The following is a 26,335-nucleotide window of genomic DNA, read 5'->3' on the forward strand; positions in this document are numbered from 1 at the left end:
CATAATATTGAGTAACTAGCTTCCCACAACTCACCTCCACAAAATCGTGGAGGTTTTTTATGTAATTACGAAAACAGCCACCCTAGAATGTAATCTACTTTAGCTTCCGCTGGTATTACTCCGAAAACATCCTCTGTACGGTTCGTGCGCCCATTGAACATTCTGAATCGCAGCTTTCATCTAGTGAAGATTCGATCTTTTTTATCCTAATTAAAAAAGAACTGTGTTAAAATTTTGTTGTACGCAGGCGGGTGCCGTGTGGGGAATCGTGGCCCCCGAAAGGAGGTGAGCGGCGCTGAACATAGTCAACACAAACTTTTTGCTGGTAGGGATCGTGGTCAGTTTAATGACCGCGGTCAAAACTCTCCTAGAGATACGACAACTACTCATTCCCCCCAACAAACGAAAAAAGCCCCGCGCTCCCAAGCGTTAAGGTTGGCGCCTGCCTTGGGTAGTTAGGGCTTTTTTCTATGGAGACTATCCAGCGACTGATCCGCATATGCGGCTATCGTGCGTACACTTGCTTGATGGTCGAGAGGTTGGCCCGATCTCTCGACCTGCTTTTATTTTATTTTATCTTTACGCAAACAATTCGTCATTATTATTCCAACACAATGGCCTTTTGATACATTGGTAAATGGGATTGGACCCACATTGTGGATTTTACTTGCCCAGTGTATTGCTGGGGTTTTTCTGTCCTCTTTTTGTTTTTGTTGCCGTACCCCTTACACATCCTCCTGCGCCTCCTAGCTATCAGAGATCCCCATCGGCTTTTGACTCGGCCCTAGCTTCGTCAATTTTTTTGTTCATTTTGTTCCGTTCTATCTCATGACGAATTTCCTCCAACTCTATACGAGTAATTTCAATGATCTTGCCCAATTTCTCTATATACTCTTCGAGCTTTATATAACGATCTTTCATAAAAGCCCCCTTTCTAAAGGATGGTAAGTAACTTGGCTAACTCCCTTCCGGTAAACAACAGATGTCCGTCTTGCATAAATAATTTTATTTATTTATCATTTTTAAAAATTATGTTAAATTAAAAAGCCATTATTCCAAGGGATCTGGTGAGATTTGTTATTGTTCACTAACGAAACCTTATATTTTACACGTATCTCGGACTAAACCCCTATTGATCAGAACAAAGGGTACGGCAACGATTCGGAAACTCTGGAAAAAGAGTGGTTGAATGTCACCAAGCTGTGCATTCAAAAACGCCAATGGATCCAGCCTTGCATCCATGCAGGTCACAACGGCAACTTTACGGGCAGGGGGTATTGGTAAATTCCCCTGATTGAACGGAAGACGTGTCGAAGAGGAAAAGAGCAAAAGACGAGGAAGATGAAAAAAAGAGTATGCAAGCCAATGCGACTGGACTCATAGGATACTCCAAAGTAGCAGAGCACATAGATAAATGAGATTGAGGGGTAACAAAACGATGCTGAGGAGAAGAACGCCCGCAAAAAAATCTGCTGAAGGAATTTATGTTCTAGACAAGGTGAAAATTGGTAAAGTGGATCAATGGGTGATGATCCGCGGTACAAACAAAAGCCATCCGGTTTTGTTATTTCTGCACGGTGGTCCCGGCGCGGCTCAGATCGGTTTTGCCCGCCCTTTTAAAAAGCTCGAAGTCTCAGAACAAGCTCAAGGGTGGATTGATCGTTTTGTTTCCGATCTGGAAGCCAAAGAGGATTTGAGTCCCAAGACGCTCAAGGAGTACGCTTCCGATCTCCGACACATCGCTGATTGGTTTGAGGCGACATGGAACAGCCACAGGGAAGAGGAAACACTGTTTCATCCCGCGGGGATCGCCACAAAAACATTGATCCGGTATCGGGAGTACATGCATCTGAACCAAAACCTAAAGCTGGCGACGATAAACCGGCGATTGAACACAGTGAAGCGATTTTTTGATTGGGCTCAGCAGACCGGCGTGGTGAAGATCGATGTGGCGGATGCAGTGAAGCTGGTACCCGAGGAGAAGACGAGCCCTCAGCAGATGACGGATAAGGAAGAAGCAGACCTGGTGGCTGCCGTTCAACAACACGGATCACTGCGGGGTCGGACGATTATTTTGCTTATGTTACATACGGGACTACGCACAATGGAGGTTTGCAACTTAAACCTGAGGATGTGACAATAGGGAAACGGAGCGGGACACTTGTGGTACGCTCAGGGAAGCGAAACAAACAGCGGGAGGTGCCGCTTAACGCTACAGTCCGGGAATCATTGACCGTATACTTGGACACTTTGCCGGCCGACGTCGAGTACATGTTTTTGTCAGAAAAGACTGGGAAGCGCTTGACGGAACGAGCCCTGCGGCATTTGATCAAAAAATACATGCGTCTGGCCGGATTGGAGGGATTCAGTGCTCACGATCTTCGGCACCGGTTTGGGTACGTGATGCCTGAAAAAACGCCGCTACATCGGCTGGCACAAATCATGGGTCATGACAGTTTGGACACCACAATGATTTATATCCAGGCAACGCGAGAGGATCTTCAGGCTGAGGTGGAGAAAATTGCGTGACAGTGATGAACTGGGACTTGTGGTCAATATATTTACAATGGGCATGGTAAACATTGGTAACAAGAACCTTACGGTTCCCTAAGCGATCATTACCCTTTTTGCATTCAACCCAAGAAGGAAAAGACGGTAAAGGAGATTTGCGTTAAACTGGAGTTTAGCAAATCGGTTCTGTATCGGGAGCTGCAGAAAACGGGAATAAACGTACACCATAGTTTAAACCAAAAGATTCGTTTTCCTGAAGTTGTCCTCCCTAAGGCTCCTGCTTCCTCTGGCTGGCACATATCTTGCATTCATTCCCCGGTGCAATTGAAGAACGAAAGGGGATGGATGAAATGTTTGACAAGTACTTTGAGGATTACGAGATCGGGGAGAAGTGGCGGTCTACCCGGGGACGGACGATCACAGAAGCGGATATTGTCAATTTCGCCTCATTCTCCGGGGATTGGTATCCTTTACACACGGATGCGGAGTGGGCGGAAAAGTCCCCTTTTCGCCGTCGGATCGCCCACGGCATGCTGGTCCTCTCCGCAGCTACAGGGCTGAATAAGATGGAGCCGGGGTATATCGCGGCCTTCTACGGGATGGATCAGGTCCGTTTCACCGCTCCCACCTTTATCGGGGACACTATTTATGTAGAAAACGAAGTGGTGGAAAAAACGGACAAGGGAAAACACGGGGTTGTTACCCTGTGTTCCGCGGTGAAAAAGCAGACAGGGGAGACGGCGGCGGTCTCCATCATGAAGGTTTTGATGTACAAGCGGCCCTAGGTGAGACGATACTCCACTTCCGATTTAATGCCCAACTTGCGCATCTTGTAGTATAGGGTGGAACGGCTGACCCCCAGAAGCCGGGCGGCTTTCGTACGACTCCCCTTCGCTTCCTTCAGTGCCTCTAGGATGCAATGCCGCTCCCAGGACTCCTTGGACAGATGATAAGATGAAACATCTTCAGCCTTGGTTTTGTCCGAGGAGACGGCGGCATCCCGGACCGGGGCGAGCCGGATCTCTTCGGGCAGGTGCTCCGGCTCGATCCACCCTTCCAGCTCCATGTTCATAGCCCGCTCGATGACGTTTTCCAGCTGCCGTACGTTGCCGGGCCAAGAATAGACCTGTAGCAGCGAGAGGGCCTGGGGTGTAATCCCGATCACATGCTTGTTCATCTTCTTATTCAGCTTTTTGATCAGGTGTTCGCACAATACAGGAAAATCCCCCATCCGTTCCCGCAAAGGGGGGATATGGAGGTGGATCACGTTGATGCGGTAGTACAAATCTTCACGAAAGGATCCTTCCCTTACCATCTGCTCAAGGTTTTTGTTGGTCGCAGCGATGATGCGGACATCCACCTTCCGCGTCTTTACATCACCTACACGCTCAAACGCTTGTTCCTGCAGAACCCGCAGCAGTTTGGCCTGCAAGGACAAAGGCATGTCCCCGATCTCGTCCAGAAAAAGAGTGCCTTTGTCCGCCAGTTCAAACTTCCCAGGCTTACCCCCGCGGCGCGCTCCGGTAAAGGCTCCCTCCGCATAGCCAAAAAACTCCGATTCCAACAGCTCAGCCGGGACGGCGGCACAATTCACCTTGATAAATTGCCCTGGTCGCCCCGACTCCCTGTGAATCGCTTCGGCAAACAGCTCCTTCCCCGTGCCGCTCTCCCCAGTAATGATAACGGTGGAGGCGCTCCTGGCTGCGAGGGAGGCTTCTTTTTTCAACCGTTCCATGGCCGGGTCCAAGCTGATGATACCGTTGAAGGCATCCGAATGGCGAGTGATCCGCTGGTATTGATCCCGGTAATAATCGCGCTCGCTTTCTAGCTGCTCGATGCGGCGGAACACGTTTCTCCACTGTTCCAGCTGGTGGAATATTATCTTGGCGATGACTCCCAGGTGCTTACCCGAGCGGATGATGGGCTCCTGGATGAATACACAGGTCTTTCCCCGGACCGTCTTGACCTCCCGTTTGATTTTTAGCTGGTGCATTGCGGTCTCCAGCGAACACTCTGGGACGACTTCCGACCAGGGCTTGCCCCTGACTTCTTCCATTTTCAGGTCAAATAGATCTAAAAAAGCATCGTTGGCCACCGCGATTCTTCCATGGGTGTCAGTGATAATGATTCCGTCATAGGACTGGGCGACGGCGTGCTGCAGTGTGTGCTGTAAATTTTTCGTGCTTTCCAGCTCTTGTGCGATGGCTTCCAAGGCGGTGACATCCTGCAGCACCGCCATCGCGCCCCCTCTTTCTTCGAAATAGGAGATGGGGATGAAGGAAGCGATGACGGTGTTTTGCCCGATTTTTTTTTGTCGGGGTTTTGCCAAAGCGCGGTCCACCAACGTCTTTTCCAAATCCGGACCCAATTCGGGAAAACAACGGTGGATCGTCTCCCCGATGACCGCCTTTCGGGATATGCCAAACATGCTTTCGGCGGCGTGATTGAAGATGACGACACGCAGATTGCTGTCGATGGCGATTACGCCATCCTGCAGGTGTTCTATCAGACTGGTCAGCTGGTTCACAAGCAGCTCACTGTGATGCAGAAACCCGCGGATGATGTCTGATTTGCCCATGGTCCCCTGCACCCGTCCCCCTTCGTCCACCACGACACCGTGACCCACGTCGTTAGAAAGGAGGACATCCTTGGCTTTATGGATGGTAGCCTTGGCGTCCAAAGTAACCACTTCTTTGCGGATGAGGGGTGTGATAGAGGAGTTTAGGTCAGCTCCTTTTAAAAGGGCACGGTATAAGGCGTATTTGCTGACGATGCCGACCAGCTTGTCCCTCTCGTCCAACACACAGGCAATGTCCAAACGGTGCTTTAAAAAGGCTTTCAGCACATCGGAAACCTTGTGGTAAGAGCGCAATACGATCGGTTGCTGCATGTAATCGTCTGCGATTTTCACCTGATTCACCCCCCAGAATATTCATTATAATCATACAACTGTGTAAATTATAACACATTTGTCTGATTGTTTGTACAAATGAGGCCCCACTTTTCCCCTTGAAGTATTGGCATGGTTTATGCGTATAACATAGGGCGAAAGTGTCTTTAGGGAGGGAGTTCAATGAATGTGGCCGCCGGAATCCGTCGGGCGGTGAAAGCGTTTTCTAATCAAACCGCCCTGCGTATGGAAAATGAGCAGATCACCTACGCAGGGCTGGAGGAGAGGGCAAACGCCGTCGCCGCCTACCTGCGATCCAAGGGTTTTCGCGAAGGGGATAAACTGGGGGTTTATCTACCGAACTGCCCGGATTATCTAATTTTGCTGTACGCAACCTGGATCCTTGGCGGTGTGGCGGTTCCCCTGAATTACCGTTTTCATGGGAAGTCACTGCGCTTTGTGCTGGAGGATGCGGAAATTAAATGGCTGGTCACAACGGAAGGGGATATTACACGGCTGAAGGGGCTGACAGATGCCCTCCGCCTGCTCCTGTTGGAAAAAGACCTGACTCATATTTACCGCCAGTCGGCGGAAGAGATCCCGATCTGCCCCAAGCGGGACGATGAGGACGCGATGTTGATGTACACCAGCGGCACCACGGGGTTGCCAAAAGGAGTACGGCAGACCCACCGCAATAACAGCTCTTCGGTGGAGATGGTCATCGACGCCTGGGATCTCACCCATAAGGATCACCTCTTGCTCCCGATCCCCATGTTCCACGTCGGGGGGTTGCAATGTTCCACCCTTCCGACCCTGTTTACTGGCGGCACCATCAGTTTTCTTCCCAAGTGGGATGCCAAAGCGTGGCTTGTGGCCAGCCGGAACGAAAAGGTGACCTGGAGTGGTTTGGTGACTACGATGCTGGTGGATGTCGCTAACTATTTAAAGGCTCATCCCGAAGAAAAAGAGCCACTTTCCTCTTACCGGTTTATCGTTTTCGGTGGATCGGCGACTCCTATGGAAATAATATCCTTTTTAGAGCGGGAATTGGGGACGCCTTTGATCGAGCTCTACGGCCAGACGGAGACGACGGGGCTTTCCATCACCTACTGTACGGGGGAGAAGACCCTCCCGGGTTTCATGGGTAGGGCCATGGAACAGGTGATACAGGCTAAGGTGATCACTCCCGGGGAAGAACACGTCATTTTGCCGGGGATGGATGAAACCGGCTTCCTGTACGTCAAAGGGGATACCGTCACCCCCGGCTATTGGAAGCGGGAGGATTTGAACGAAAAACGATTGAAAGACGGCTGGCTGAAGACGGGGGATTTGGTCCAATGGGACAAAAACCGATATTTTCGCTATGTGGACCGGTTGGATGACATGATCATCTCCGGAGGTGAAAACGTCTACCCCAAGGAGGTGGAAAACGTCCTCTCTCAACATCCAAAGGTCTTGGAGGTGGCAGTAATCGGAACCCCCCACCCCCGTTGGGTCCAACAGGTGACAGCCGTGATCGTCCCTGGAGGAGTAGGGGTGACGGTAGAGGAGATTCAACGCTTTTGCCACGACCGCCTGCCCGGCTACAAATGCCCCAAACGCATCGAGTTGCTGAAAGCGTTGCCCCGCACAGGGAGCGGTAAGGTGGACAAACGGCGGCTGAAAGAAATGTTTAAGGAGGATAAAGATCGAAGATTCAGTCACATATGAGCGGCAACCTGTGGAAGGTGCTGGTTCAATCGGGGGACCGTGTGGAAGCGGGGCAGGAAGTGGCCATTTTAGAATCAATGGAGATTCCGGTGACGGCGGAAACCGCTGGAAGGGTGAAGGAAGTCAGCAAGCAGGAAGGGGAATTCGTCCAGGAGGGCGATACCCTCTTCATCTGGAAATCGATTGAGGGAAAGGGGGATTTCATATTGGATTTTCGTGAAATTGCCGTCGTCGTTGACGGATATATCGCCACCGTAGAGCTCAATCTCCCCGAATACCGCAACCCCTTGACCAACCGCATGGTGGAGGAGTTGATCCACGCGATCCGGGCCCTTGACGTAGATCAGGAAGTGCGGGTGATTGTGCTGACGGGACGGGGCTCCGCCTTTTGCGCCGGGGGGGATATCAAGGAGTTTAAGAAAAACCTCTCCAAGCCCGCCCCACAGCTGTACGACGAAGCCTTGTGGTCCAACCAACTGTTTGAGCTAGGGGCAGTGGTGCGGACGCCGTTGATCGCCTCGGTGAACGGCCCGGCCCTCGGGGGCGGATGCGGACTGGTTGCCATGTGTCACATGGCCATCGCCTCGGATCAGGCCCAATTCGGCACCACAGAGTTGAAGCTGGGCCTCGTCCCATTTGTCATTCTGCCCTGGATCCGGAGGGCTGTGGGGGAAAAGAATGCCTTGGAGATGATGCTTACGGCGGAGGTCTTCTCCGCAGAGCGAGCCAGGGAGTTGGGCCTGGTACAGCGGGTGGTGCCCCACGACCGCTTAAGGGAGGAGACACGGAAAGTGGCGGAACAAATCGCCTCCTACAGCCCCTTATCGCTGAGGCTGGGCCTTGACGCCTTTTTCTCCACGAAGCAGATGGGCCTGAAAGAGTCCTTCAACTACTTGGGCAATTTACGCATGGTCTCCTTTATGAGCGAAGACCTTCGGGAAGGGGCGACTGCCTTTCTGGAAAAACGGCAACCGGTGTGGAAGGGACGGTGAACGAATGAAAAAAGTGCGGATAGGAGCGGCGCAGGGCTTTTACGGCGACACCTTGGAGCCGGCCGTCGAAACAGCGAAACGGGGAGAGATCCAATACCTCTGCTTCGATTGCCTGGCGGAGCTGACCTTGGCCATCCTGGCTAAGGACCGAACGAGGGACCCCGATGCGGGATATACCAAGGACGTACCTTCGGCGATGAGAACACTCCTTCCCCTCGCCAGGGAAAAGGGGTTTAAAATCTTGACCAATGGCGGCGGAATCAACCCGTTGGGCGCTTGGCGGGAAGTGATCAAGGTCGCCCGGGAGCTGGAGCTTGAAGATCTGAAAGTGGCGGTGGTCACCGGGGACGACATTCTCCCCCGCCTTGCGGAACTGAGGGGAAAAGGAGTCTCCCTGCAGGATTTGGAGACGGGAAGGAGCTTTGACTCTCTGAAGGCTCCTCTGATGTTCGCCAACGCTTATCTCGGATCCTGGCCCATCGTGGAAGCCCTCCGGCGGGGTGCCGACGTGGTGATAACAGGGCGGACCACGGACACTGCTCAGTTTCTAGCCCCTTTGATCTATGAGTTCGATTGGGGGGAAGAGGATTGGGACCGATTGGCCCAGGGGATCCTGATGGGCCATTTGATGGAGTGTTCCGGCCAGTCCACCGGGGGCAACTTCAGCGGCAACTGGTGGGAAATCGACGATCTGGATCGGATTGGCTTCCCGGTGGCGGAAGTAGATTCCGATGGTACCTTTGTTTTGACGAAAACGGAGGGTACCGGGGGTCTGGTCTGTGTGGACACCGTCAAGGAGCAGATGCTCTACGAGATCCACAATCCTGCGGCTTACGTCACCCCAGACGTGGTCGTCGACTTCACCACAGCTACCCTGAAGGATGTGGGGTTGAACCGAGTGTTGGTCAAAGGAGCCACGGGAAAACCCCGGCCGGATGCGCTGAAAGCGGTCATGGGGTACGAAGACGGTTACATGGGGCAGGTGATGATTGGCTACGCCTGGCCGGATGCGATGAAGAAGGCCCGGGCGGCCGAGCGGATCATCCGTAACATAATGGCTCGCCGGGGCTGGGAGTATGAGGAGATCCACACCTCCTTTGTCGGTTACAACTCCCTCCACGGTTCGACGGTCCAAGGGGATGAAGAGGAGCTGAACGAGGTTTACTTACGCATGGCTGTACGTGCCAAAACCAAAGCGGACGCTGCCAAATTCCGCCGCCTCTTTCCTCCTCTGGCTTTAAACGGTCCCCCAGGGTTGGGCGGGTTAACCGGGATGGAAACCCGTCAGCTGGTGGGGATGTGGTCCACCCTGATCCCCCGAGAGCTGATCGAAAACAGTGTGGAGATCCATGTGGAGGTGGTGGGTGTCGATGGCACGGGTGCAGCTTAAGGAACTGTCTCAGGTGAGGGCCGGGGACAAGGGTAATTCCGTCAACGTGGCCCTTTTTGCCCCCGATGAGGCTATCTATCGTGTATTTCTGAAGGAGGTCACGGCGGAGCGTGTGAAGGAGCACTTCAAGGGCCTCGTCCACGGAGAGGTGGTCCGCTACGAGGTGCCCAACCTCTTGGCACTCAATTTCGTCATGCGGGAAGCCTTGGGCGGTGGCGGTTCCTCCTCCCTTCGTACCGACAACCTAGGAAAATGCTTCGGGAGCAACCTGCAGCGCATGAAGGTTGAAGTAGATGATGAAATCTTGCGGGAAAGGTGGAAAGACCATGCCGACCCTTCCCTACTTTACTGAGGAACACGACGAGCTTCGCCGTACAGTACGCCGCTTCGTTCAAAAAGAGGTGACCCCTTATGTGAACGAGTGGGAGGAAAAGGGCGAATATCCACGGGAAATCCTGAAGCGGATGGGAGACTTGGGCTTTCTCGGACTGCGGTATCCCATGGAAGTCGGGGGTCAAGGTGGGGACTATTTTTCCTCCATCATCTTATTTGAGGAATTGGCCCGCTGCGGCGCAGGCGGATTTCCCTTGAGCATCGCCGTACAGACGGATATGGCCACGCCGCCGATCTTGGAATTCGGCACTAAGGAACAGATCGAACAGTTTTTTACCCCAGCCATCCGCGGGGAGAAATTGGCCTGCCTCGGGATCACCGAACCCAACCACGGCTCCGATGTGGCTAGCATTGAAACCCGAGCCGTCCGCGATGGCGACGAATGGGTGATCCGGGGCAACAAGACGTTCATCACCAACGGACCCCGGGCCGACTTCATCACCCTGGTGGCCCGTACATCCAACGTCTCAGGGTACAAGGGAATCAGCCTCTTTTTGGTGGAACTGGATCGTCCCGGCGTCTCCGTCAGCCGCAAGCTGGACAAGGTGGGAAATCGCTCTTCGGATACGGCGGAGATCATCTTCGACGATGTTCGGGTGCCTGCGGACCATTTGTTGGGCCAAGAAGGAAAAGGGTTTTATCACATCATGTGGGAGTTGCAGGGAGAGCGAATGATCGGCTCCGCCTTGGGGCTGGGGCTAGCTCAGTACGTCTATGAACTGGCGGTCCAGTATGCCAAAGAGCGAAAGCAGTTTAATCGTCCTATCGGCCAATTCCAAGTGATCTCCCACCTGTTGGCGGAGATGGCCACGGAGATCGAGGCCTGCCGGCAGATGACTTATGCCAATGCCTATCGGTTTGCCAAGGGGAAGATCTCCAGCAAAGAAATCGCCATGACCAAATTAGCCATATCGAAGATGGCTCACTGGGTGGCGGACCGGGCCTTGCAGATCTTCGGAGGGTACGGCTACATGGAAGAATACCCCATCGCCCGGATCTGGCGGGACACCCGACTGTATCGCATCGGAGGTGGGACGGATGAGATCATGAAGGAGATCATCGCCGACCGGATGGGATTAAAGGGTTAAGGAGGATGGGCATTGGGACACTGGATTTTCAACAAAGAACACGATATGTTTCGCCGAAGCGTTCGAAAATTCGTTGAAAAGGAGATCATCCCTTATGTAGAGGTGTGGGAAAAAGCCGGGGAAGTACCTCGTTCTCTCTTTTTAAGAGCCGGGGAGCTGGGCTTTCTAGGAATTAAATTTCCCGAGGAGTATGGAGGCAGCGACGCTGGATACATTACAGACGCCGTTTTTTCGGAGGAATTGACCAAGTGCGGCTCTGGGGGCGTGGCCGCCGCCCTAGGGGCCCACACCAACATCGCCATGACCCCGGTATGGCGCTTCGGCAGCCATGAGCAGAAGGAAAAGTATCTCGCACCGGGGATCCGTGGGGAAACCATCGCCGCCCTGGGAATCACAGAGCCCGGTGCCGGATCCGACGTCGCCTCGATCCGGACAAGGGCCCGCCGAGAGGGGGATCATTACATCCTCACCGGCAGCAAGATGTTTATCACCAACGGCGTCAATGCTGACTGGGTGGTTGTCGCCGCCAAAACCGACCCGGCGGCCGGACACAAGGGGATCAGCCTGTTTATCGTGGAGAGAGATCAGCCTGGATTTACCGTGGGCAAAAAGCTGAACAAGCTGGGATGGCGCTCCTCCGATACTGCGGAGCTAATATTAGAGGATGTTCGGGTGCCGGCGAACAACAGGATCGGCGAGGAAAACCGGGGCTTCTATTACATCATGCAAAACTTCCAGTGGGAGCGAATTTGCATGGCCCTACAGAGCATCGGATTGGCGGAAAAAGCCCTGGAAGATGCCATTCTCTACAGCGCGGAGCGGACCCAGTTCGGCCGCCCCATCAGAGAGTTTCAGGTGCTGCAGCATAGGATAGTGGACATGGCCGTAGACATCGAAAAGGCAAAAAACCTTACCTACTGGGCTCTTTACCTCTACGACCAAGGTAAGGACGCGCTCAAGGAGACGACCATGGCTAAGGCCTACGCGGGTGAGATGGTCCGCCGGGTGACCGACGCCGCCTTACAGATTCACGGCGGCAATGGTTACATGATGGAATTTCCCGTGCAGCGCTACTGGCGGGACGGACGCCTTGCGTCCATCGGCGGTGGAACAACCCAAATCATGAACGAAATCCTGGTGAAACAACTTGGTCTACACGAAGGGGGAGACAAATGAAGACCAAAGAGCAACCCACCATTCACAACCTGATCCAAGCCCTGCAGGAAAAAAAGCGGAGGATTCGCGAAGAGATGGGCGGGGCTGCTGCCATCGAAAAGCAACACAAACTGGGGAAACTGACGGCACGGGAGCGGATCGATCTGTTGATGGACCCGGGCACCTTTGTGGAAATGGGGGTGTTAGCCCATCATCAGATGAAAACTGGGGACATGGCTGGCAAAAAAACCCCCGCCGACGGGGTGATTACAGGCTACGGGAAGATCAACGGGCGCTTATGTTGCGTGGCCGCCTATGATTTTACTGTCATGGCCGGGTCCATGGGAACTGTTGGGGAGAAAAAAGTGTCTCGTATGCGGGAGTGGGCCCTTAGAAACCGCATCCCTATCATCTGGCTCATCGACTCCGCGGGGGCCCGTATCCAGGAAGCCGCCGGTTCCTGGTTCGCCGAGACCGGGGACATCTTTTTCGAAGAGGTAATCATGTCCGGGGTGATCCCCCAGGTGTGTGCCGTAATGGGCCCGGGAGCCGCCGGGACAGCCTACATCCCCGCCTTGGCCGACTTTGTCCCCATGGTCAAGGGCACCAGCTTTATGGCCTTGGGAGGCCCTCCCCTGGTGAAGGCAGCCATCGGCGAAGACGTGACAGAAGAGGAGTTGGGGGGCAGCAAAATCCACTGTGAAGTCTCCGGTGTCGGTGACCTGGAGGTGGAGGATGATGCAGCCTGCATAGAGGCGATCCGGGAGTACCTGAGCTACTTTCCGCAAAACAACCGGGAACTGCCGCCGATCGTCGAGACCGATGACCCGGCAGACCGGCTCTGCGAAAAGATGAACGAACTGGTGCCAGTGGAGGCCAACCGTGCCTTCGATATGCGAAACGTTATCCGAGAGATCGTCGATCACGGCAAGTTTTTCGAGATGAAGCCCAAGTGGGCCCGCAATATGATCACCGCCTTCGCCCGCATCGGCGGATACTCCGTAGGCATCGTGGCCAACCAGCCCATGTGGTTGGGTGGAGCCATCGACGTCAACGCTTCGGACAAGGCGGCCCGGTTTATCAACTTGTGCGACGCTTTTAACATCCCTCTGGTCTACCTGGTGGACACCCCCGCCTTTATGATCGGCTCCGCCGTGGAAAAGCAGGGCATCATCCGACACGGAGCCAAGTTCCTCCATGCCACTGCTAACGCTACGGTGCCCAAGCTCACCGTGGTAGTACGGAAAGCCTTTGGCGCAGGATATTACGTGATGAACGGCCGGGCCTTTGAGCCGGATCTAATCGTCGCGTGGCCCAACGCCCAAATCAGCCTGATGGGGGCGGAGGGCGCCGTAAATATCATCTTCCGCAAAGAGATCGCTCAGGCGGAAGACCCTATGGCCCGCCGCAAGGAGCTGATCGAAGAGTATAAGAAGCGCATCAGCCCGGAGTTGGCAGCCGGCGCCGCCCTCATCGACGACGTCATCGCCCCGGCGGAAACCCGGAGGGTCTTGGTGCAAGCACTTGAGCGAACCCGGGGCAAGACAGTGGAACGCCCCTGGAAAAAACACGGTGTTTTCCCTGTGTGATCCCCGTCAGAGAAAAAGGCTTCAACGCCGGAGGAAGCCATAAGGCTTTCCTTCGGCGATTGTATAAAAAGATTTATGTAAGCGCTTTAAGGAGGCGGTTTAGATGAATGTAGGCGGGATCGGTTCGTGGCTGACCAGGCGCGCGGAGATTTCCGGAGAAAAAACCGCTCTCATCTTTCCCGGCGGGTCATATACTTACAGCCAATTGAACCGTCGCGTCAATCGGTTGGCCCACGCCCTGTTGCAAAAGGGCGTGCGCAAAGGGGACAGGGTGGCGGGGATCCTCTTAAACACTCCTCATTTTATCGAGGTCCTGTTCGCCTGTGCCAAAATCGGTGCCATCTTCGTCCCCGTCAACTTCCGGCTAAGCCCCCAAGAAGTGAAAACCATTTTGCAGGATGCCGGTGTTCACGTCGCCTTCTACCATACCCATTTCACCCATCTTCTCCAGCCGATCCGCTGGGAGACGGAAGTACTCCACGGTATTTATGTGACGATGGACCCTGCCCTTTCGGGGATGGAGTCGGACCTGGAGTATGAGGAACTGATAAAAGGGGCCGATGATTCCGAACCGGGCGTCCATGTCGGCCTGGAGGATATCCACCTGATGATGTTTACCTCGGGGACGACAGGTAAGCCCAAGGGGGCGATGTTGAGTCATGGCAATACCGTCTGGAACGCGATCAACGTCTTTTTAAGCGAGATCAACGTCGAGTCGAATGATATCATTCTGACCGTCGCTCCCCTCTTTCATATCGGGGGACTGAACATCCTGACGACACCCGCCCTATACAAAGGGGCCACCGTCGTCCTCCTTCCCCGGTTTGACCCCGAAGAGGTGATCAGAACAATTGATCAGGAAAAGATCACGCTCCTTTTCCTCGTGCCGGCGATGTGGGCAGCCTTAATGCAGTCATCTTTTTTTGATCCCACCCGCCTCTCTTCGCTACGCACCCTGATTTCCGGAGGAGCTCCCTGCCCCTTGCCGGTGATCCGCTTTTATCAGGATCGAGGCTTTTGTTTTCTGGAAGGATACGGGATGACGGAAACCGCACCCTCTGCCATGATTTTGGGAAACGCGGATGCAACAAGAAAAAACGGGTCGGTAGGCCGGCCCTGCATACACGTGGAAGCCCGCATCGTCGACGATTGGGATCGGGATGTTCCCCCCGGGGAGATCGGTGAGCTGGTGCTGCGGGGCCCCAACATCTGTAAAGGGTACTGGAACAACATCACGGCAACGGAGGAAGCATTCCGGGGCGGCTGGTTCCATACGGGGGATTTGGCCCGACAGGATGAGGAAGGATTTTACTACCTGGTTGACCGTAAAAAGGACATGCTGATCTCCGGCGGAGAAAACATCTACCCAACCGAGGTAGAGCAGGTTCTCTACCAGCATCCCAACATCCGAGAAGTGGCCGTAATCGGCATTCCCGACGAAAAGTGGGGAGAAATTCCCATGGCGGTGGTGGCCCTCAAGGAGGGAGCACAGCCGATAGACCTCAAGGAAATCCAAGACTTCTGCCAAGGGAAGCTGGCCAAGTACAAGATCCCGAAGCGGCTCCGCTTTGTCGACGAATTACCGCGAAACGCCACGGGCAAGGTGCTAAAAAGGATGTTGAGAGAAGAAGAAATCAAGGTACTGGAGAGTTGACGCTCCACACGCCTGAAGGCGTTGGATTCTTTGATCCTTAGCGTCTGCAGTCCGTTTCCGTTTTGGACAAACATTTAAGTTTAGGAGGCCATCACATCCCATGTAGTCCCACGGTATCACCGGGTGTACCCACAAGGCGGCAGTAGGTTAGTCCTGCTTAGACATCCAATTGTGGGGTTTTGCTACCGAGACCCGCCAAACCATTGTATCTAACTCAATAACAGTGGGACAAGGACCACTCAGAATACTAAAAATTGATTTTTAAATAAATATATTTCCATTTTATATATCGGAGGGATAAAAATGCCGGTGAGCAAATTGGAGTATAACCTCATCCACCGAGCGTGTGTGGGGGATATCCTGACCAGGGCAGCTTGGCGCTTTCCGGAGCGAGTCGCGGTCAAAGACGGAGATGTCTCACTGACCTTCAAAGAGTTGAACGAACGGGCCAACCGCCTGGGCGATGCTCTTTTAAACCTGGGCCTTGCGCACCAGGACCGCGTGGGAATCATGTCTCTCAATTCATGGGAATTTTTGGTCTCTTATTTTGCCTGCGCCAAAGCCGGTTTCGTAGCGGTTCCAATAAACCTGGGGCTGAAGGGGCCGGAGATCACTTACTGCTTGAAGGACGCCCAAGCGAAAGCCTTGATCGTCGATGCCATGTTTGCCCAGATGATCACCCCGGTGCTGAAGGAACTGGAGGATATCGAGCACATCATCTGGTACGGGGCGGAACAGCCGATGTCCGACGGAGGGAATATTTTCAACCGCCTGCTGAAGGAAGGGGATCCTGCCGAGGTGGAACAGGTGGTGGAGGATCGGGACATCGTCCAACTCCTCTACACCAGCGGTACCACCTCCCACCCCAAAGGGGTACTAACCAGCCACGTTGCCGTCACCATCACCTCCCTCTCTTCAGCCCTGACCCTTAAACTAGACGAAAAGGATACCGTCCTGGCGGTCCTACCTCTGTTTCACTGCGCCCAACTCAACGCAATCACCCTGCCGGCCCTGCTTGTCGGCGCGACGACGATATTGCAAAAATCTTTTGACGCTAAACAGGTATCGGTCGCACTGGAGCGGGAGCGGGTAACCATGACGGCGCTTCTGCCGATGATGTACGCGGCTCTTCAAGCAGAGTCGACGGCACAAAAAAGGGATTTCTCCTCCATGCGCCTGGCCATCTACGCCATGGCCCCCATGCCACGGACGCGAATCAAAGAGATTCAGGATCTGTTTCCCAACGCCAACATCCTTCTGGGATCAGGGCAGACGGAGCTGACTCCCCCCACCACCTTCCAGCGTCCGCATCACCAGTGGGTAAAAGCGGCATCTTGGGGGGCAGCCACACCTAGCGTACAGATCGGAATCATGGACGATGAGGGCAACCTGTTGCCCAGGGGGGAGACCGGGGAGATCGTATACCGCAGTCCCCAAGCGATGGAAGGGTATCTAAACCTGCCCGGGCCGACGGAGGAGACTTTTAAACACGGCTGGCTCCACAGCGGCGATGTGGGCTATATAGACGAAGAAGGGGTAGTCTGGTTTACCGACCGGAAGAAAGACATGATCAAAACAGGTGGTGAAAACGTGGCTTCCATCGAAGTGGAGCGCCGGTTGATGGAACACCCGGCGGTCCAGGAAGCCGCCGTGGTGGGTCTCCCCCACCCTCGGTGGGGGGAAGCGGTCACCGGAGTGGTCATTCTCAAACCGGATCAATCCGCTAATGAGGAGGAATTGATTGCATTTTGCAAGGAAACCTTGGCCGGGTTTAAAGTGCCCAAACGGATCGAAGTTGTGACAGAATTCCCCCGGACGGGCACTGGGAAAATCCGGAAGCATCGCTTAAGGGAACAGCTTAAGGACCTTTACACCCAAGAGATCCCCAACAGGTAACGGCAAAAAGAGTCTTTTACTACGGTCGGAAAGCGATATTTTAGAGCACAAAACGAAGCTTGCTAAGAGTAAGTTTTGATGATCCAGGAAAAGCCCCCCTTTAAGTGGTATTTACGCACACTTTTTTATTGCGTGTCCACTTTAAGGGGGCACTTCATTTTCCCCGCTTTTTGTTACGGATTCAAATGAAAAAGCTAATCCATCTCAAAGGCTGTCCATAGGTACGGATCTTCTATCTTTCCACTCTTTCTCTTTTTCTTAATTCGCTTTTCAATACTTTTCCCACCGCATTCTGAGGTAGTTGATGAATGAATTCTACTAGACGAGGACATTGAAATTTTGCTAGTTGGCTTTTGCATTGTTCGATGATTTCTTTTTCGTCAATATCTATTCCCGGCTTGGGAACAACGTAAGCTTTAGGCACTTCGCCCCATTGTGGGTCCGGAACTCCGACCACGGCCACTTGATCTACACCAGGAAGAGAACGGATGACTGCTTCCACTTCCGCGGGGTAAACGTTTTCCCCCCCGCTTATAATCATATCCTTCAATCGGTCTACCACATATAGAAATCCTTCCTCGTCCATCTTTCCGAGATCCCCAGTATGGAACCACCCGTTGTTTAAAGACGCTTCGGCCTCTTTCGGTCGATTCCAATATCCCTGGAAGGTCTGGGGACCCGAGCAGACGATCTCCCCGATCTCGCCCGGAGGCAGTTCTTGACCGCTGGAAGGGTCCACGATTTTTATCTTTCCGTGAAATAAAGCTTTCCCCGCAGAATGCGCTCGATCCAAGCCCATTTCATGGGTCCAAAAAGTGATGCCTCCGGTAAATTCGGTAGTTCCGTATACTTGTCCCACCTGGATGTTTCTTTCACGGTAGGCGTGTATCAATTCTTTCGAAACCGGCGACGCGCCACAAAGGATAAACCGCAATGCGGGAAGATCGACCCGTTCAATCTCCGGCACCTGCAGCATGGCCTGAATCATAACTGGCACCGACATCATGTGTGTGATGTGTTCTTCCTGGATCACTTCCCATACTCGTGATGGATGAAACTCCGGCATGAAATAAGTGGTGGTTCCGGTATGCACGTTGACAACAACCGGGTTTAATCCGCCAATGTGGAACAGAGGAGTAACTGACAAAAACCGGTCCCGGTACCGCCAGTCCAGAATCCGTACGGTTCCCACCGATGCCGCGAAGAAGTTGTTGTGACTCAATATCGCTCCCTTAGGTTTTCCCGTCGTTCCAGATGTGTACATAATAACTGCCGGTGCGTCGCCGCCGATGACGACGGGGGGCTCTTGATACGATTGGTCTTGAATGGCCGATTCAAACTCGATTCCTTCCCCCGATCCCCCGACTCGAATGATAAGGGATATGGCATGTCGATATCCCAACTGATGGACAGTATCTCCAAATTCAGCGTCATACACCAACGCAGATACCCGTACGTCTTGCAGGACAAAATCCAGTCCCGAAGCCGGCAACCGCCAGTTAAGGGGGACGGTGACCACACCGATTTTGGCAGCCGCAAAAAAAGCGGTGACGTGTTGATGGTGATTTCGGCATAAGATCCCCAACCGATCTCCCGCACTCAAGCCTCTCCTTAATAAAAACGAGGCGAACTGATTAACCCGGATGTTGAATTCTTGAAACGTATAACGGTATCCTTCCCCGACCAACGCTTCTAATTTCGGTGAAATACGGGACCTTTGGGTCAAAATATCCCCCAAATTGACTTTCATACCCTCTCACCCCCCGCAGTCATTCGAGTTTCAGCCTCCTCCGCTTCTTTTAACGCTTGTTCCTGATATATCTTGAAGAAGGTTTGGCAGAAAACTTCCCATTCTTCGGCTGTCTTCATCGATTCTGCATTAGGATGATCCAGCAACGGCCGATTGAGCAAGTCTTTCAAAGTGGACGAAAGAGACTGGATTTGAAGGGGATCCGCTCCATGTAAGGAGTCCTTTACAAAAATCTCTGGGTCATACCATTCCTGTGCTTTTTGGAGATCCCGGTAAACCTGGGTCAGGAGCACGTTTTTAGGCCCTTCCCATAATTCATTGATCATGGCGTCACGTAACAATCGGGGCAACGACGAAAAATCCTCCATCACCCCGTAGCCGCCAAACAACGAGATGGCTGTTCTTAAAACTTCCACGGTTTCCTCTGCCGTGAAGACTTTTTGCAGAAGGATGAGTTCCCGGAGAATCAACCGTCTCTTTTTAATGTCTGGGGAATTTATTGTCCCGGGATGGTAAGAGAGTCGGTTGAAAGCATCTTGAATTTTGAATACGCCGGCGACAGTTCGCCGGGTGGTCGTTTCTATTTCCTCCAATTGGCGGGCTGCCAGGGGATACTGCCGGATTTTTCGTCCGAACACTTCCCGGAAATCACTGTATAATCGGACTTCTCGCGCTGCACGTAGCATGAGCGCTGCACTGGCCAAACCTATGGCAAGCCGAGAACGGGTCAAGACAATGCCAACCGCATGGGCCACTCCTTTTTCAAGCGGTCCCACCGGATAGGCGACAGCCCCTTGGTAATCTACTTCCGCGGTGGGCAGCTCCACCGTCCCCATCTTGGATTTCAAGCGGTTGATCACGTAACCGTTACGTTGTTCCTTCTTCTTTTCTTCCGGGAGCCAAGACGGGATCACAAAGACACCGACATGGTCTGTCCCATTAACTTTGGCTGTCACGACCGCATAATCCGCATGAATCGCCGAACAGAAGAATTTGTTACCGTAGATTTTGAACTTTTTTCCGTCAGGAACGGCGGTTACCAGGTTCGCGGGGATATTTGACCCCCCGTGCATCTCCGACATGAATTGGGCTCCGATACCGAAATTCCCATTGATCCCTTCTTTGCAGTGTGCCAGAATTTGCTCCAATTCCGGAATACGATCGTCGGGAAATTGATCCAAAAGAGCAATCAAACCTTCAGTGCATGCAAGCGGGCAGGCGATCCCTGATTCGCCAAGTTCGTTTATCAACAAGCGTTTCACAAAGCTTTCAAATGGATACTTTTTTCAGAAAATAACGCTTCCGAAAAGACCTCTTTCTCCAGAATCTCGATTTCATAAGGACGTACAAGGCGATCCACCCGACGGTTGAAAGCGTCATAATGTTGCAACTCAGGAGGGTTTGACCGGATCGCCCGGTCAACTAGATTATTCCATCTATAAGAAACTTTAGGAGAGAATACCAGTGCCTGTTCATGGGTTTTTTCCCCGCCGTATCGCAAGACCAGTTTTTGCAGAAAAGAATCATCTCGGTAAAAATCTAATCTTTCCCTCTTCTCCACAAACGGTTCAAATGAATAGGAGATATCAGGATTCACTATAGTTTCACTCCCCCACCTGATTTCTATCCTTTTTAATGTCTCCCCCAGCAAATGTTGCTTCAACTCCATTCAAGCCCGGGATGAAGAACAGACTGTTGGTCGCCCATGTCCCCAACAATTTCCCATGCGACTCTTCGGGAGTTCATAATTTACTTTCCTGTCAAGATCGAATTGATCTACCGGGCAATTCGGCAGATGAACCCCCAGTTTATCCCCTGGGTCACAGGTAGGCGGTAACGGTGTTTGCCCTCAACTCCAGCCCTCGTAGGTGATGCCCTCATTTCTCATACGCAGAATTGGGAAACGCTTTCACAACCCGGCGAATGGTCGCGGCATTGGACTTCCTTCCTAAAGACGCTTTCGCGCTCATGTTATACGCATAAACCATGCCAATGATCCAAGGAGAAAAGGGGGACTCAGTTGTACGAATAATAAGACAAATGTGTTGCAATTCCCACAATTGTATGACTATTTGTATAGGGGATGATTGGAGGAAAATCGCAGACGATTACATTCAGCAACCAACATGTTGCACCCTTACCACAAGGCGCCAGATGTGCTGAAAGCTTTTTAAAAGCATCGTTTGGACATGACCAGCGTGTTGGACGAGAGAGCCTTGGCTGGCACATATCTTGCATTTATTCCCAGTGCAGTTAAAAAACGAAAGGGGATAGATACAATGTTCGACACGTACTTTGAGGATTACGAGATCGGGGGAGAAGTGGCGGTCTCCTCGGGGGAGGACGATCATAGAAAATTTTGAGTATATTGAATTCAAATCGAAAGAGAGGTTATTTGCTGTGTCAATTGTAGACGATCATTATCGCAATCTGGTAGAACAGGTGAAAAACGATGTCATTAATTGGAGACGTCATTTACACAAAAATCCTGAACTCTCTTTTCAAGAGGAGCAAACTTCGCAGTACGTCTACGATAAGCTTGCTTCCTTTGGTGGACTCGAGTTGTCCAGACCGACGAAAACCTGTGTGGTTGCTCGATTGATCGGCAATCTACCAGGACGTACGGTTGCAGTACGAGCGGACATGGACGCATTGCCGATTCAAGAAGAGAATTCCTTTGAATTTGCCTCTCAAAATCCCGGTGTCATGCATGCGTGTGGTCATGATGGCCACACAGCGATGTTGCTTGGCGCTGCCAAGATCCTTTCCAGTATGAAGGACCAGATTTGCGGCGAAGTACGCTTTCTGTTCCAACATGCGGAAGAGTTGTTCCCAGGTGGTGCCGAACAAATGGTACATGCGGGTGTCATGGAAGGTGTGGATATGGTGATTGGAGCACATCTGTGGTCACCACTGGAGGTTGGCAAAATTGCGGTTGCAGCCGGTCCGGTGACGGCGGCACCTGATGTGTTTCGCATCATCATCAAAGGCAAGGGCGGTCACGCAGCCCAACCCCATATGACTGTCGATAGCATCGCAATCGCCGCTCAAGTGATCACCAATCTGCAGCATATTGTGTCGCGAAATACAGATCCATTCAATCCGCTTGTGGTCTCAGTCACGCAGATTTACGGGGGGACGACGCATAACGTAATCCCAGGGGCGATCGAGCTGGTCGGTACGGTGCGCTCGTTCAACCCGGAGCTGCGAGAGGAAGTGCCACGCTTAATGGAACAGATCATCAAGGGGGTGACCGAAGCGCACGGAGCGACCTACGATTTTGTATATGAAAATGGGTACCGCCCGGTCATCAATGATGAGAGGGTAACGAGCTTGCTGAAAGAAGCGCTGATTGAGGTGTTAGGAGACGAAGCGGTTATAGAGGCGGTGCCATCGATGGGTGGCGAAGATTTTTCCGCGTTTCTGCAAAAAGCACCGGGGACGTTTTTCTTGATTGGGGCCGGCAATACGGAAAAGGGTATTGTTTATCCGCACCATCATCCCCGATTTACGGTGGATGAGGATGCGTTGTCAATCGGTGTGCTGGCTTTTGTAAACGGCGTTTTCAAACTGCTTCAAGAACAACCGATAAGGGGGGTAGCGTCATGAGACTGTTTCGCTGGTTGGGTGCTCTTCCTATTCTCGGGATTCTCGTTGGGGTCTTTTTTGCGAATCGTATACATCCCTTTGTGCTTGGCATGCCGTTTCTCATGTTCTGGATTGTTCTGTGGGTGGTCTTGACCAGCATGATCATGTTCGTGGTTTACAAGATGGATCCATCAAATCATGGGGGTGACGCAGAATGAATGTGGCACTGATCGTCATCTTTGCGTTCTTGCTGATAAGCATTTATCTCGGCATTCGCGCAAAAAAGGGCAAGACGATGAACTTTGAGCAATGGACAACCGGTGGTCGCAGTTTCGGTACAGTGTTTGTCTTTCTGTTGAGTGTTGGTGAGATCTATACTACATTTACGTTTCTTGGCGCCAGTGGGTGGGCGTACGGAAAAGGTGCGCCCGCCCTGTACATTCTCGCCTACGGGTGTATCGCATTCATCATCTCCTATTGGTTGCTGCCTCCCATTTGGCGTTATGCCAAAGAGAATCGACTCGTGTCTCAGTCGGATTACTTTGTGTATAAATATAACAGTCCCGCTCTTGGCATCTTGGTATCCATTGTCGGGATTGTGGCGATGATCCCTTATTTTGTGTTACAGCTCAAAGGTCTTGGCATTATTGTGTCCCAAGCATCCTATGGAAGTATTTCTCCGAATCTCGCCATTTGGATCGGGGCTATTTCCATTACGGTTTTTGTGATGATTTCCGGCGTTCATGGATCGGCCTGGACATCGGTTCTCAAGGATATCATTATTCTGGTGGTCGTGGTTTTTTTGGGACTCTATTTACCCATCCATTATTATGGAAGTTTTACGCAAATGTTCCATGCGATTGACGCCGCCCATCCCGAATTGCTCACATTACCGGATAAAGGCATGAGCGTCTACTGGTTCATCTCCACCATCCTGTTGACCTCCCTCGGTTTTTATACCTGGCCTCACGGTTTTACCGCTATCTACACAGCAAAAAACGAGCGGGTCTTTCGCCGAAATGCGGTTGTCTTTCCACTGTATCAATTAGTTCTGCTATTTGTGTTCTTTGTCGGATTTGCAGCGATTTTACAAGTTCCGGGTCTCCAAGGAGCTACCGAGGATTTAGCCTTGCTCAAAATATCCAAGCTCGCTTTCCCGCCTTGGTTTGTCGGGGTGATTGGAGCAGCTGGTCTCTTGGCCGCATTGGTACCGGGATCCTTGCTGTTGATGGCCACGGCAACGTTGATATCGAAGAACCTGTACAAGGTGTTTAGACCACGCGCGACGGACGGTCAAATAGCCAAGCTTGCCACCTATCTGGTCCCGATTATAGCCCTCGTCTCGCTTTATTTCACATCTAATGGTGGCCAAACAATAGTGGCCCTGCTTTTGATGGGATACAGTTTCGTCATACAGTTCTTCCCGTCATTGTTCTTCAGTTTGTTCAGACACAATCCAGTGACGTGGGCGGGTGCATTCTACGGGATTCTCGTCGGTGAGATCGTAGTGGTATACATGACCGTCACAAATACGTCTATCGGATCGATGATGCCATTCTTGCCTCAGGCCGTGAAGGATTTGAACCCGGGTATTGTGGCACTTATCGTCAACATCGTAGTGATGTTTATTGTAAGCTTACTCACTAGAAATGTACGAGTTTCGAGACACGGGACGGCGTCAGTGACGTAAGAGGTGGTGTACTGTTCCGCTTTTTCTCATTTAGGGGTATCGAGTTGGGCAAGGTCTTTCGGAGTTATACCCATTTGTTCGCGGCTTTCCCCTTGGGACGTTTGCTTATTAAGCCGCCAATAACCTGGCGGTTTTTCCGTTGGCGGAGAAACGGGATTCAGGCTGCTGGTGATGATTTGCCGGGGGCCGGATTGCAGAAGCACCGACAAACCATGCATTGGTGATTCCATCGTTGGGGTACATTGGGGACTATTTCGCTGCCTGATACCAGATAAAGTACGGGAGGCACATGAGCAACTGATGTCGCTGTACCAAGCTGTACCATGCTTAAACCCATGAACAAAAGAAAAATCCACCCCCAGTTTTTAGTGGGGTGGGCTGAAGCCAGTCAAACCACTTCTACTACCATGCTGATGCCTTGGCCGCCGCCATGCAGAGAGAGGCGAGGCCAATTTTTTTTGCTGCTTTAGTTCATACAGCAAGGTGAGAAGGATGCGGGCGCCACTAGCCCCACGGGGTGACCAAAGGCGATGGCATCGCCGTTGACATTGACGATCTCCCGATTGAGCCCCAGTTCTTTCTCCACAGCCAGGCACTGTGCGGCGAAAGCTTCGTTAATCTCTATGAGGTCGACGTCGTCAAGGGTTAGCCCCGCTCGATCCAGAGCCAGGCGGGAGGCCGGGACCGGACCGATGCCCATGATCTCCGGGGGGACGCCGGCGACAGCCCAGTTTATGATCCGGCCTATGGGTTTTAAGTTGTGGTGGTTGACCGCTCTTTCCAAGTCGATCACGCGGCGGCTCCGTCATTGATGCCGCTGGAGTTTCCGGCCGTCACCGTGCAAACACCGAGCGCAAGGAAGCAAGACCCTCAATGGCGGTGCGCTTGGGCATTATAAACTGTAATTTTCAAATTTTATAAAAATTATTAGACCGCTCGGCGTTCACCCTCATAAAATAGGGCCAATGATAGCCGTGCCCCCCTTCTCTCGGTTTCGACTCGGTTTATGAACGAATTCGCCCCTTCTCGTCGTATTCATAAAACCCTTTGCCCGTCTTCCGTCCCAGTTCCCCTCTTTCCACTTTCTCCTCGATAAATCGGGGCGGACGGGACAAAGTGGCTGAGGTGGAATCTTATGAATCGGTCCACTTCGCTTTTCCGGATCGCTCCACCTGCTCCCTGCTAGGAAGTCGGTCTTGGCCGCTCTGAACCGGGAAGTGCAGGACCGCAAGTAAAGTAACGCTTCGCTTAAATGAAATTGCCCGCGAATGAATTCCTGCGTAAATGGCACAATGGTAAATTAGCCGCGGGACACAAAATGACGGCGGATGTGTTAGCAGAGATATATCAGGGGAATATTGGGATTTGTCTTGTTACTGCAGTTAGGATGCACTGGCATTATACAGTAACTGCTCGTCTTGGTATATATTTTAAGTTAGATTATTGGTAAAGTTTCGTCCCATCAGTAGGAATTGCGGGGGAGAAAAAAGAATAAAAAGGGAACCGGGGTGGGGGAGGAGACAATCATGATGAAAACAGCGAAACCGGAAGCACCTGAACAATTGGTGCAAATCCAGTTGGAAGCCTACAACCACCATGATTTGGAGCTGTTTCTATCTGTATACAGCCCTTATGTTATGGTGTACGACCATCCCTGTGAACCTATCATGTCTGGTCTCGACGAGATGAGAGAACATTATACCCGGCTGTTTGAACAAAATCCCAACATACACGCCGAGTTGATTCAACGGATTTCCATGGGACCCTATGTGATTGACCATGAGCGGATCACCGGACGGAATGGAGAACCGTTGGAAGCGATCGCCATTTACGAAGTGAGAGATGGACTGATTCAACAGGTATGGTATGTACAACTATGATGATAGACAATTATGTGGGTGTTGAGGATGTGTCGCGTAAATCGTCCGAGAGATTTGCCGGACACATCCTAAGGTCATATGCCGGGTAATCTCAATTGTTGGGTGTTTCCACCGTATGACATTTGAGTATTACGGCAGGGAGAATAGCGCAACCTGATG

At 52.3% G+C, this 26,335-nt stretch carries 22 protein-coding genes and 1 pseudogene; 16 read left to right on the forward strand and 7 right to left on the reverse strand.

The features are described from left to right. Window positions 1-753: 753 nt before the first annotated feature. Entirely contained in the window at window positions 754-921 is a 168-nt protein-coding gene (locus tag NWF35_RS03900; RefSeq protein WP_301237766.1) for a hypothetical protein, read from the reverse strand. A 517-nt stretch (window positions 922-1,438) separates the two neighbouring features. Here NWF35_RS03900 and NWF35_RS16770 point away from each other — a divergent pair. From NWF35_RS16770 to NWF35_RS03910, 3 genes are all read left to right on the forward strand, one after another. Next, a complete protein-coding gene (locus tag NWF35_RS16770) occupies window positions 1,439-2,137 on the forward strand; it encodes a tyrosine-type recombinase/integrase (protein WP_363321542.1) in 699 nt (232 codons plus the stop codon). A gap of 26 nt (window positions 2,138-2,163) precedes the next feature. After that, the gene (locus NWF35_RS16775) at window positions 2,164-2,529 is read left to right on the forward strand and encodes a tyrosine-type recombinase/integrase (RefSeq protein ID WP_363321543.1); all 366 of its coding nucleotides are present in this window, start codon (window positions 2,164-2,166) and stop codon (window positions 2,527-2,529) included. A 332-nt stretch (window positions 2,530-2,861) separates the two neighbouring features. Then, window positions 2,862-3,296, forward strand: coding sequence for a MaoC/PaaZ C-terminal domain-containing protein (locus NWF35_RS03910; protein WP_301237767.1), 435 nt, complete (start codon window positions 2,862-2,864; stop codon window positions 3,294-3,296). On the opposite strand, the gene NWF35_RS03915 is transcribed toward NWF35_RS03910, so the two are convergent. Then, window positions 3,293-5,422, reverse strand: coding sequence for a sigma-54-dependent Fis family transcriptional regulator (locus NWF35_RS03915; RefSeq protein WP_301237768.1), 2,130 nt, complete (start codon window positions 5,420-5,422; stop codon window positions 3,293-3,295). The genes NWF35_RS03910 and NWF35_RS03915 overlap by 4 nt on opposite strands. Before the next feature lie 162 nt (window positions 5,423-5,584). Here NWF35_RS03915 and NWF35_RS03920 point away from each other — a divergent pair, with 162 nt between their 5' ends. The 9 genes from NWF35_RS03920 to NWF35_RS03960 all read left to right on the forward strand — a co-directional run bounded on the left by NWF35_RS03920 (window position 5,585) and on the right by NWF35_RS03960 (window position 17,268). Continuing rightward, on the forward strand, window positions 5,585-7,111 hold the full coding sequence (locus NWF35_RS03920; protein WP_301237769.1) for a class I adenylate-forming enzyme family protein: 1,527 nt from the start codon (window positions 5,585-5,587) through the stop codon (window positions 7,109-7,111). Continuing rightward, window positions 7,108-8,103 (forward strand): enoyl-CoA hydratase-related protein, encoded by a 996-nt coding sequence (locus NWF35_RS03925; RefSeq protein ID WP_301237770.1) that lies wholly within the window; start codon window positions 7,108-7,110, stop codon window positions 8,101-8,103. The genes NWF35_RS03920 and NWF35_RS03925 overlap by 4 nt, the downstream gene beginning before the upstream one ends. A gap of 4 nt (window positions 8,104-8,107) precedes the next feature. Further along, on the forward strand, window positions 8,108-9,493 hold the full coding sequence (locus NWF35_RS03930; protein ID WP_301237771.1) for an acyclic terpene utilization AtuA family protein: 1,386 nt from the start codon (window positions 8,108-8,110) through the stop codon (window positions 9,491-9,493). After that, a complete protein-coding gene (locus NWF35_RS03935) occupies window positions 9,474-9,845 on the forward strand; it encodes an AtuA-related protein (protein WP_301237772.1) in 372 nt (123 codons plus the stop codon). Before NWF35_RS03930 ends, NWF35_RS03935 begins: the two co-directional genes overlap by 20 nt. Next, the gene (locus tag NWF35_RS03940; RefSeq protein ID WP_301237773.1) at window positions 9,820-10,974 is read left to right on the forward strand and encodes an acyl-CoA dehydrogenase family protein; all 1,155 of its coding nucleotides are present in this window, start codon (window positions 9,820-9,822) and stop codon (window positions 10,972-10,974) included. The genes NWF35_RS03935 and NWF35_RS03940 overlap by 26 nt, the downstream gene beginning before the upstream one ends. 12 nt (window positions 10,975-10,986) lie before the next feature. Continuing rightward, entirely contained in the window at window positions 10,987-12,150 is a 1,164-nt protein-coding gene (locus tag NWF35_RS03945) for an acyl-CoA dehydrogenase family protein (RefSeq protein WP_301237774.1), read from the forward strand. Continuing rightward, window positions 12,147-13,718: an acyl-CoA carboxylase subunit beta gene (locus NWF35_RS03950; RefSeq protein WP_301237775.1), complete on the forward strand. Its 1,572-nt coding sequence runs from the start codon at window positions 12,147-12,149 to the stop codon at window positions 13,716-13,718. Before NWF35_RS03945 ends, NWF35_RS03950 begins: the two co-directional genes overlap by 4 nt. Before the next feature lie 103 nt (window positions 13,719-13,821). Beyond that, window positions 13,822-15,372 carry an o-succinylbenzoate--CoA ligase gene (gene menE, locus NWF35_RS03955; protein WP_301237776.1) on the forward strand — a complete coding sequence of 517 codons (1,551 nt, stop codon included), beginning with the start codon at window positions 13,822-13,824 and terminating at the stop codon, window positions 15,370-15,372. A 303-nt stretch (window positions 15,373-15,675) separates the two neighbouring features. Further along, a complete protein-coding gene (locus tag NWF35_RS03960) occupies window positions 15,676-17,268 on the forward strand; it encodes a long-chain-fatty-acid--CoA ligase (RefSeq protein WP_301237777.1) in 1,593 nt (530 codons plus the stop codon). 232 nt (window positions 17,269-17,500) lie between these two features. On the opposite strand, the gene menE (NWF35_RS03965) is transcribed toward NWF35_RS03960, so the two are convergent. From menE (NWF35_RS03965) to NWF35_RS03975, 3 genes are all read right to left on the reverse strand, one after another. After that, window positions 17,501-19,018, reverse strand: coding sequence for an o-succinylbenzoate--CoA ligase (gene menE / locus NWF35_RS03965; protein WP_301237778.1), 1,518 nt, complete (start codon window positions 19,016-19,018; stop codon window positions 17,501-17,503). Further along, complete coding sequence (locus tag NWF35_RS03970; protein WP_301237779.1) at window positions 19,015-20,199, reverse strand: acyl-CoA dehydrogenase family protein; 1,185 nt, start codon at window positions 20,197-20,199, stop codon at window positions 19,015-19,017. The genes menE (NWF35_RS03965) and NWF35_RS03970 overlap by 4 nt, the downstream gene beginning before the upstream one ends. Before the next feature lie 77 nt (window positions 20,200-20,276). Next, on the reverse strand, window positions 20,277-20,615 hold the full coding sequence (locus tag NWF35_RS03975; RefSeq protein WP_301237780.1) for a hypothetical protein: 339 nt from the start codon (window positions 20,613-20,615) through the stop codon (window positions 20,277-20,279). An 809-nt stretch (window positions 20,616-21,424) separates the two neighbouring features. On the opposite strand from NWF35_RS03975, the gene NWF35_RS03980 reads away from it, so the two are divergent. Genes NWF35_RS03980 through NWF35_RS03990 form a run of 3 tightly spaced genes read left to right on the forward strand, consistent with a single transcriptional unit; the run spans window position 21,425 to window position 24,296 of the window. Then, on the forward strand, window positions 21,425-22,627 hold the full coding sequence (locus NWF35_RS03980; protein WP_301237853.1) for a M20 family metallopeptidase: 1,203 nt from the start codon (window positions 21,425-21,427) through the stop codon (window positions 22,625-22,627). After that, the gene (locus NWF35_RS03985; protein ID WP_301237781.1) at window positions 22,624-22,824 is read left to right on the forward strand and encodes a DUF3311 domain-containing protein; all 201 of its coding nucleotides are present in this window, start codon (window positions 22,624-22,626) and stop codon (window positions 22,822-22,824) included. The genes NWF35_RS03980 and NWF35_RS03985 overlap by 4 nt, the downstream gene beginning before the upstream one ends. Further along, window positions 22,821-24,296, forward strand: coding sequence for a sodium:solute symporter family protein (locus NWF35_RS03990; RefSeq protein WP_301237782.1), 1,476 nt, complete (start codon window positions 22,821-22,823; stop codon window positions 24,294-24,296). Before NWF35_RS03985 ends, NWF35_RS03990 begins: the two co-directional genes overlap by 4 nt. A 388-nt stretch (window positions 24,297-24,684) precedes the next feature. Here NWF35_RS03990 and NWF35_RS03995 read toward each other — a convergent pair. After that, window positions 24,685-25,136 (reverse strand): annotated as a pseudogene (locus tag NWF35_RS03995) (acetyl-CoA C-acyltransferase); the annotation flags it as partial. Window positions 25,137-25,300: 164 nt separating this feature from the next. Continuing rightward, a complete protein-coding gene (locus NWF35_RS04000; RefSeq protein WP_301237783.1) occupies window positions 25,301-25,411 on the reverse strand; it encodes a 3-hydroxyacyl-CoA dehydrogenase family protein in 111 nt (36 codons plus the stop codon). A gap of 411 nt (window positions 25,412-25,822) precedes the next feature. On the opposite strand from NWF35_RS04000, the gene NWF35_RS04005 reads away from it, so the two are divergent. Beyond that, complete coding sequence (locus NWF35_RS04005; protein WP_301237784.1) at window positions 25,823-26,176, forward strand: nuclear transport factor 2 family protein; 354 nt, start codon at window positions 25,823-25,825, stop codon at window positions 26,174-26,176. Window positions 26,177-26,335 lie beyond the last annotated feature (159 nt).

This window comes from Polycladomyces subterraneus (assembly GCF_030433435.1).
GTDB classification, from domain to species: domain Bacteria; phylum Bacillota; class Bacilli; order Thermoactinomycetales; family JIR-001; genus Polycladomyces; species Polycladomyces subterraneus.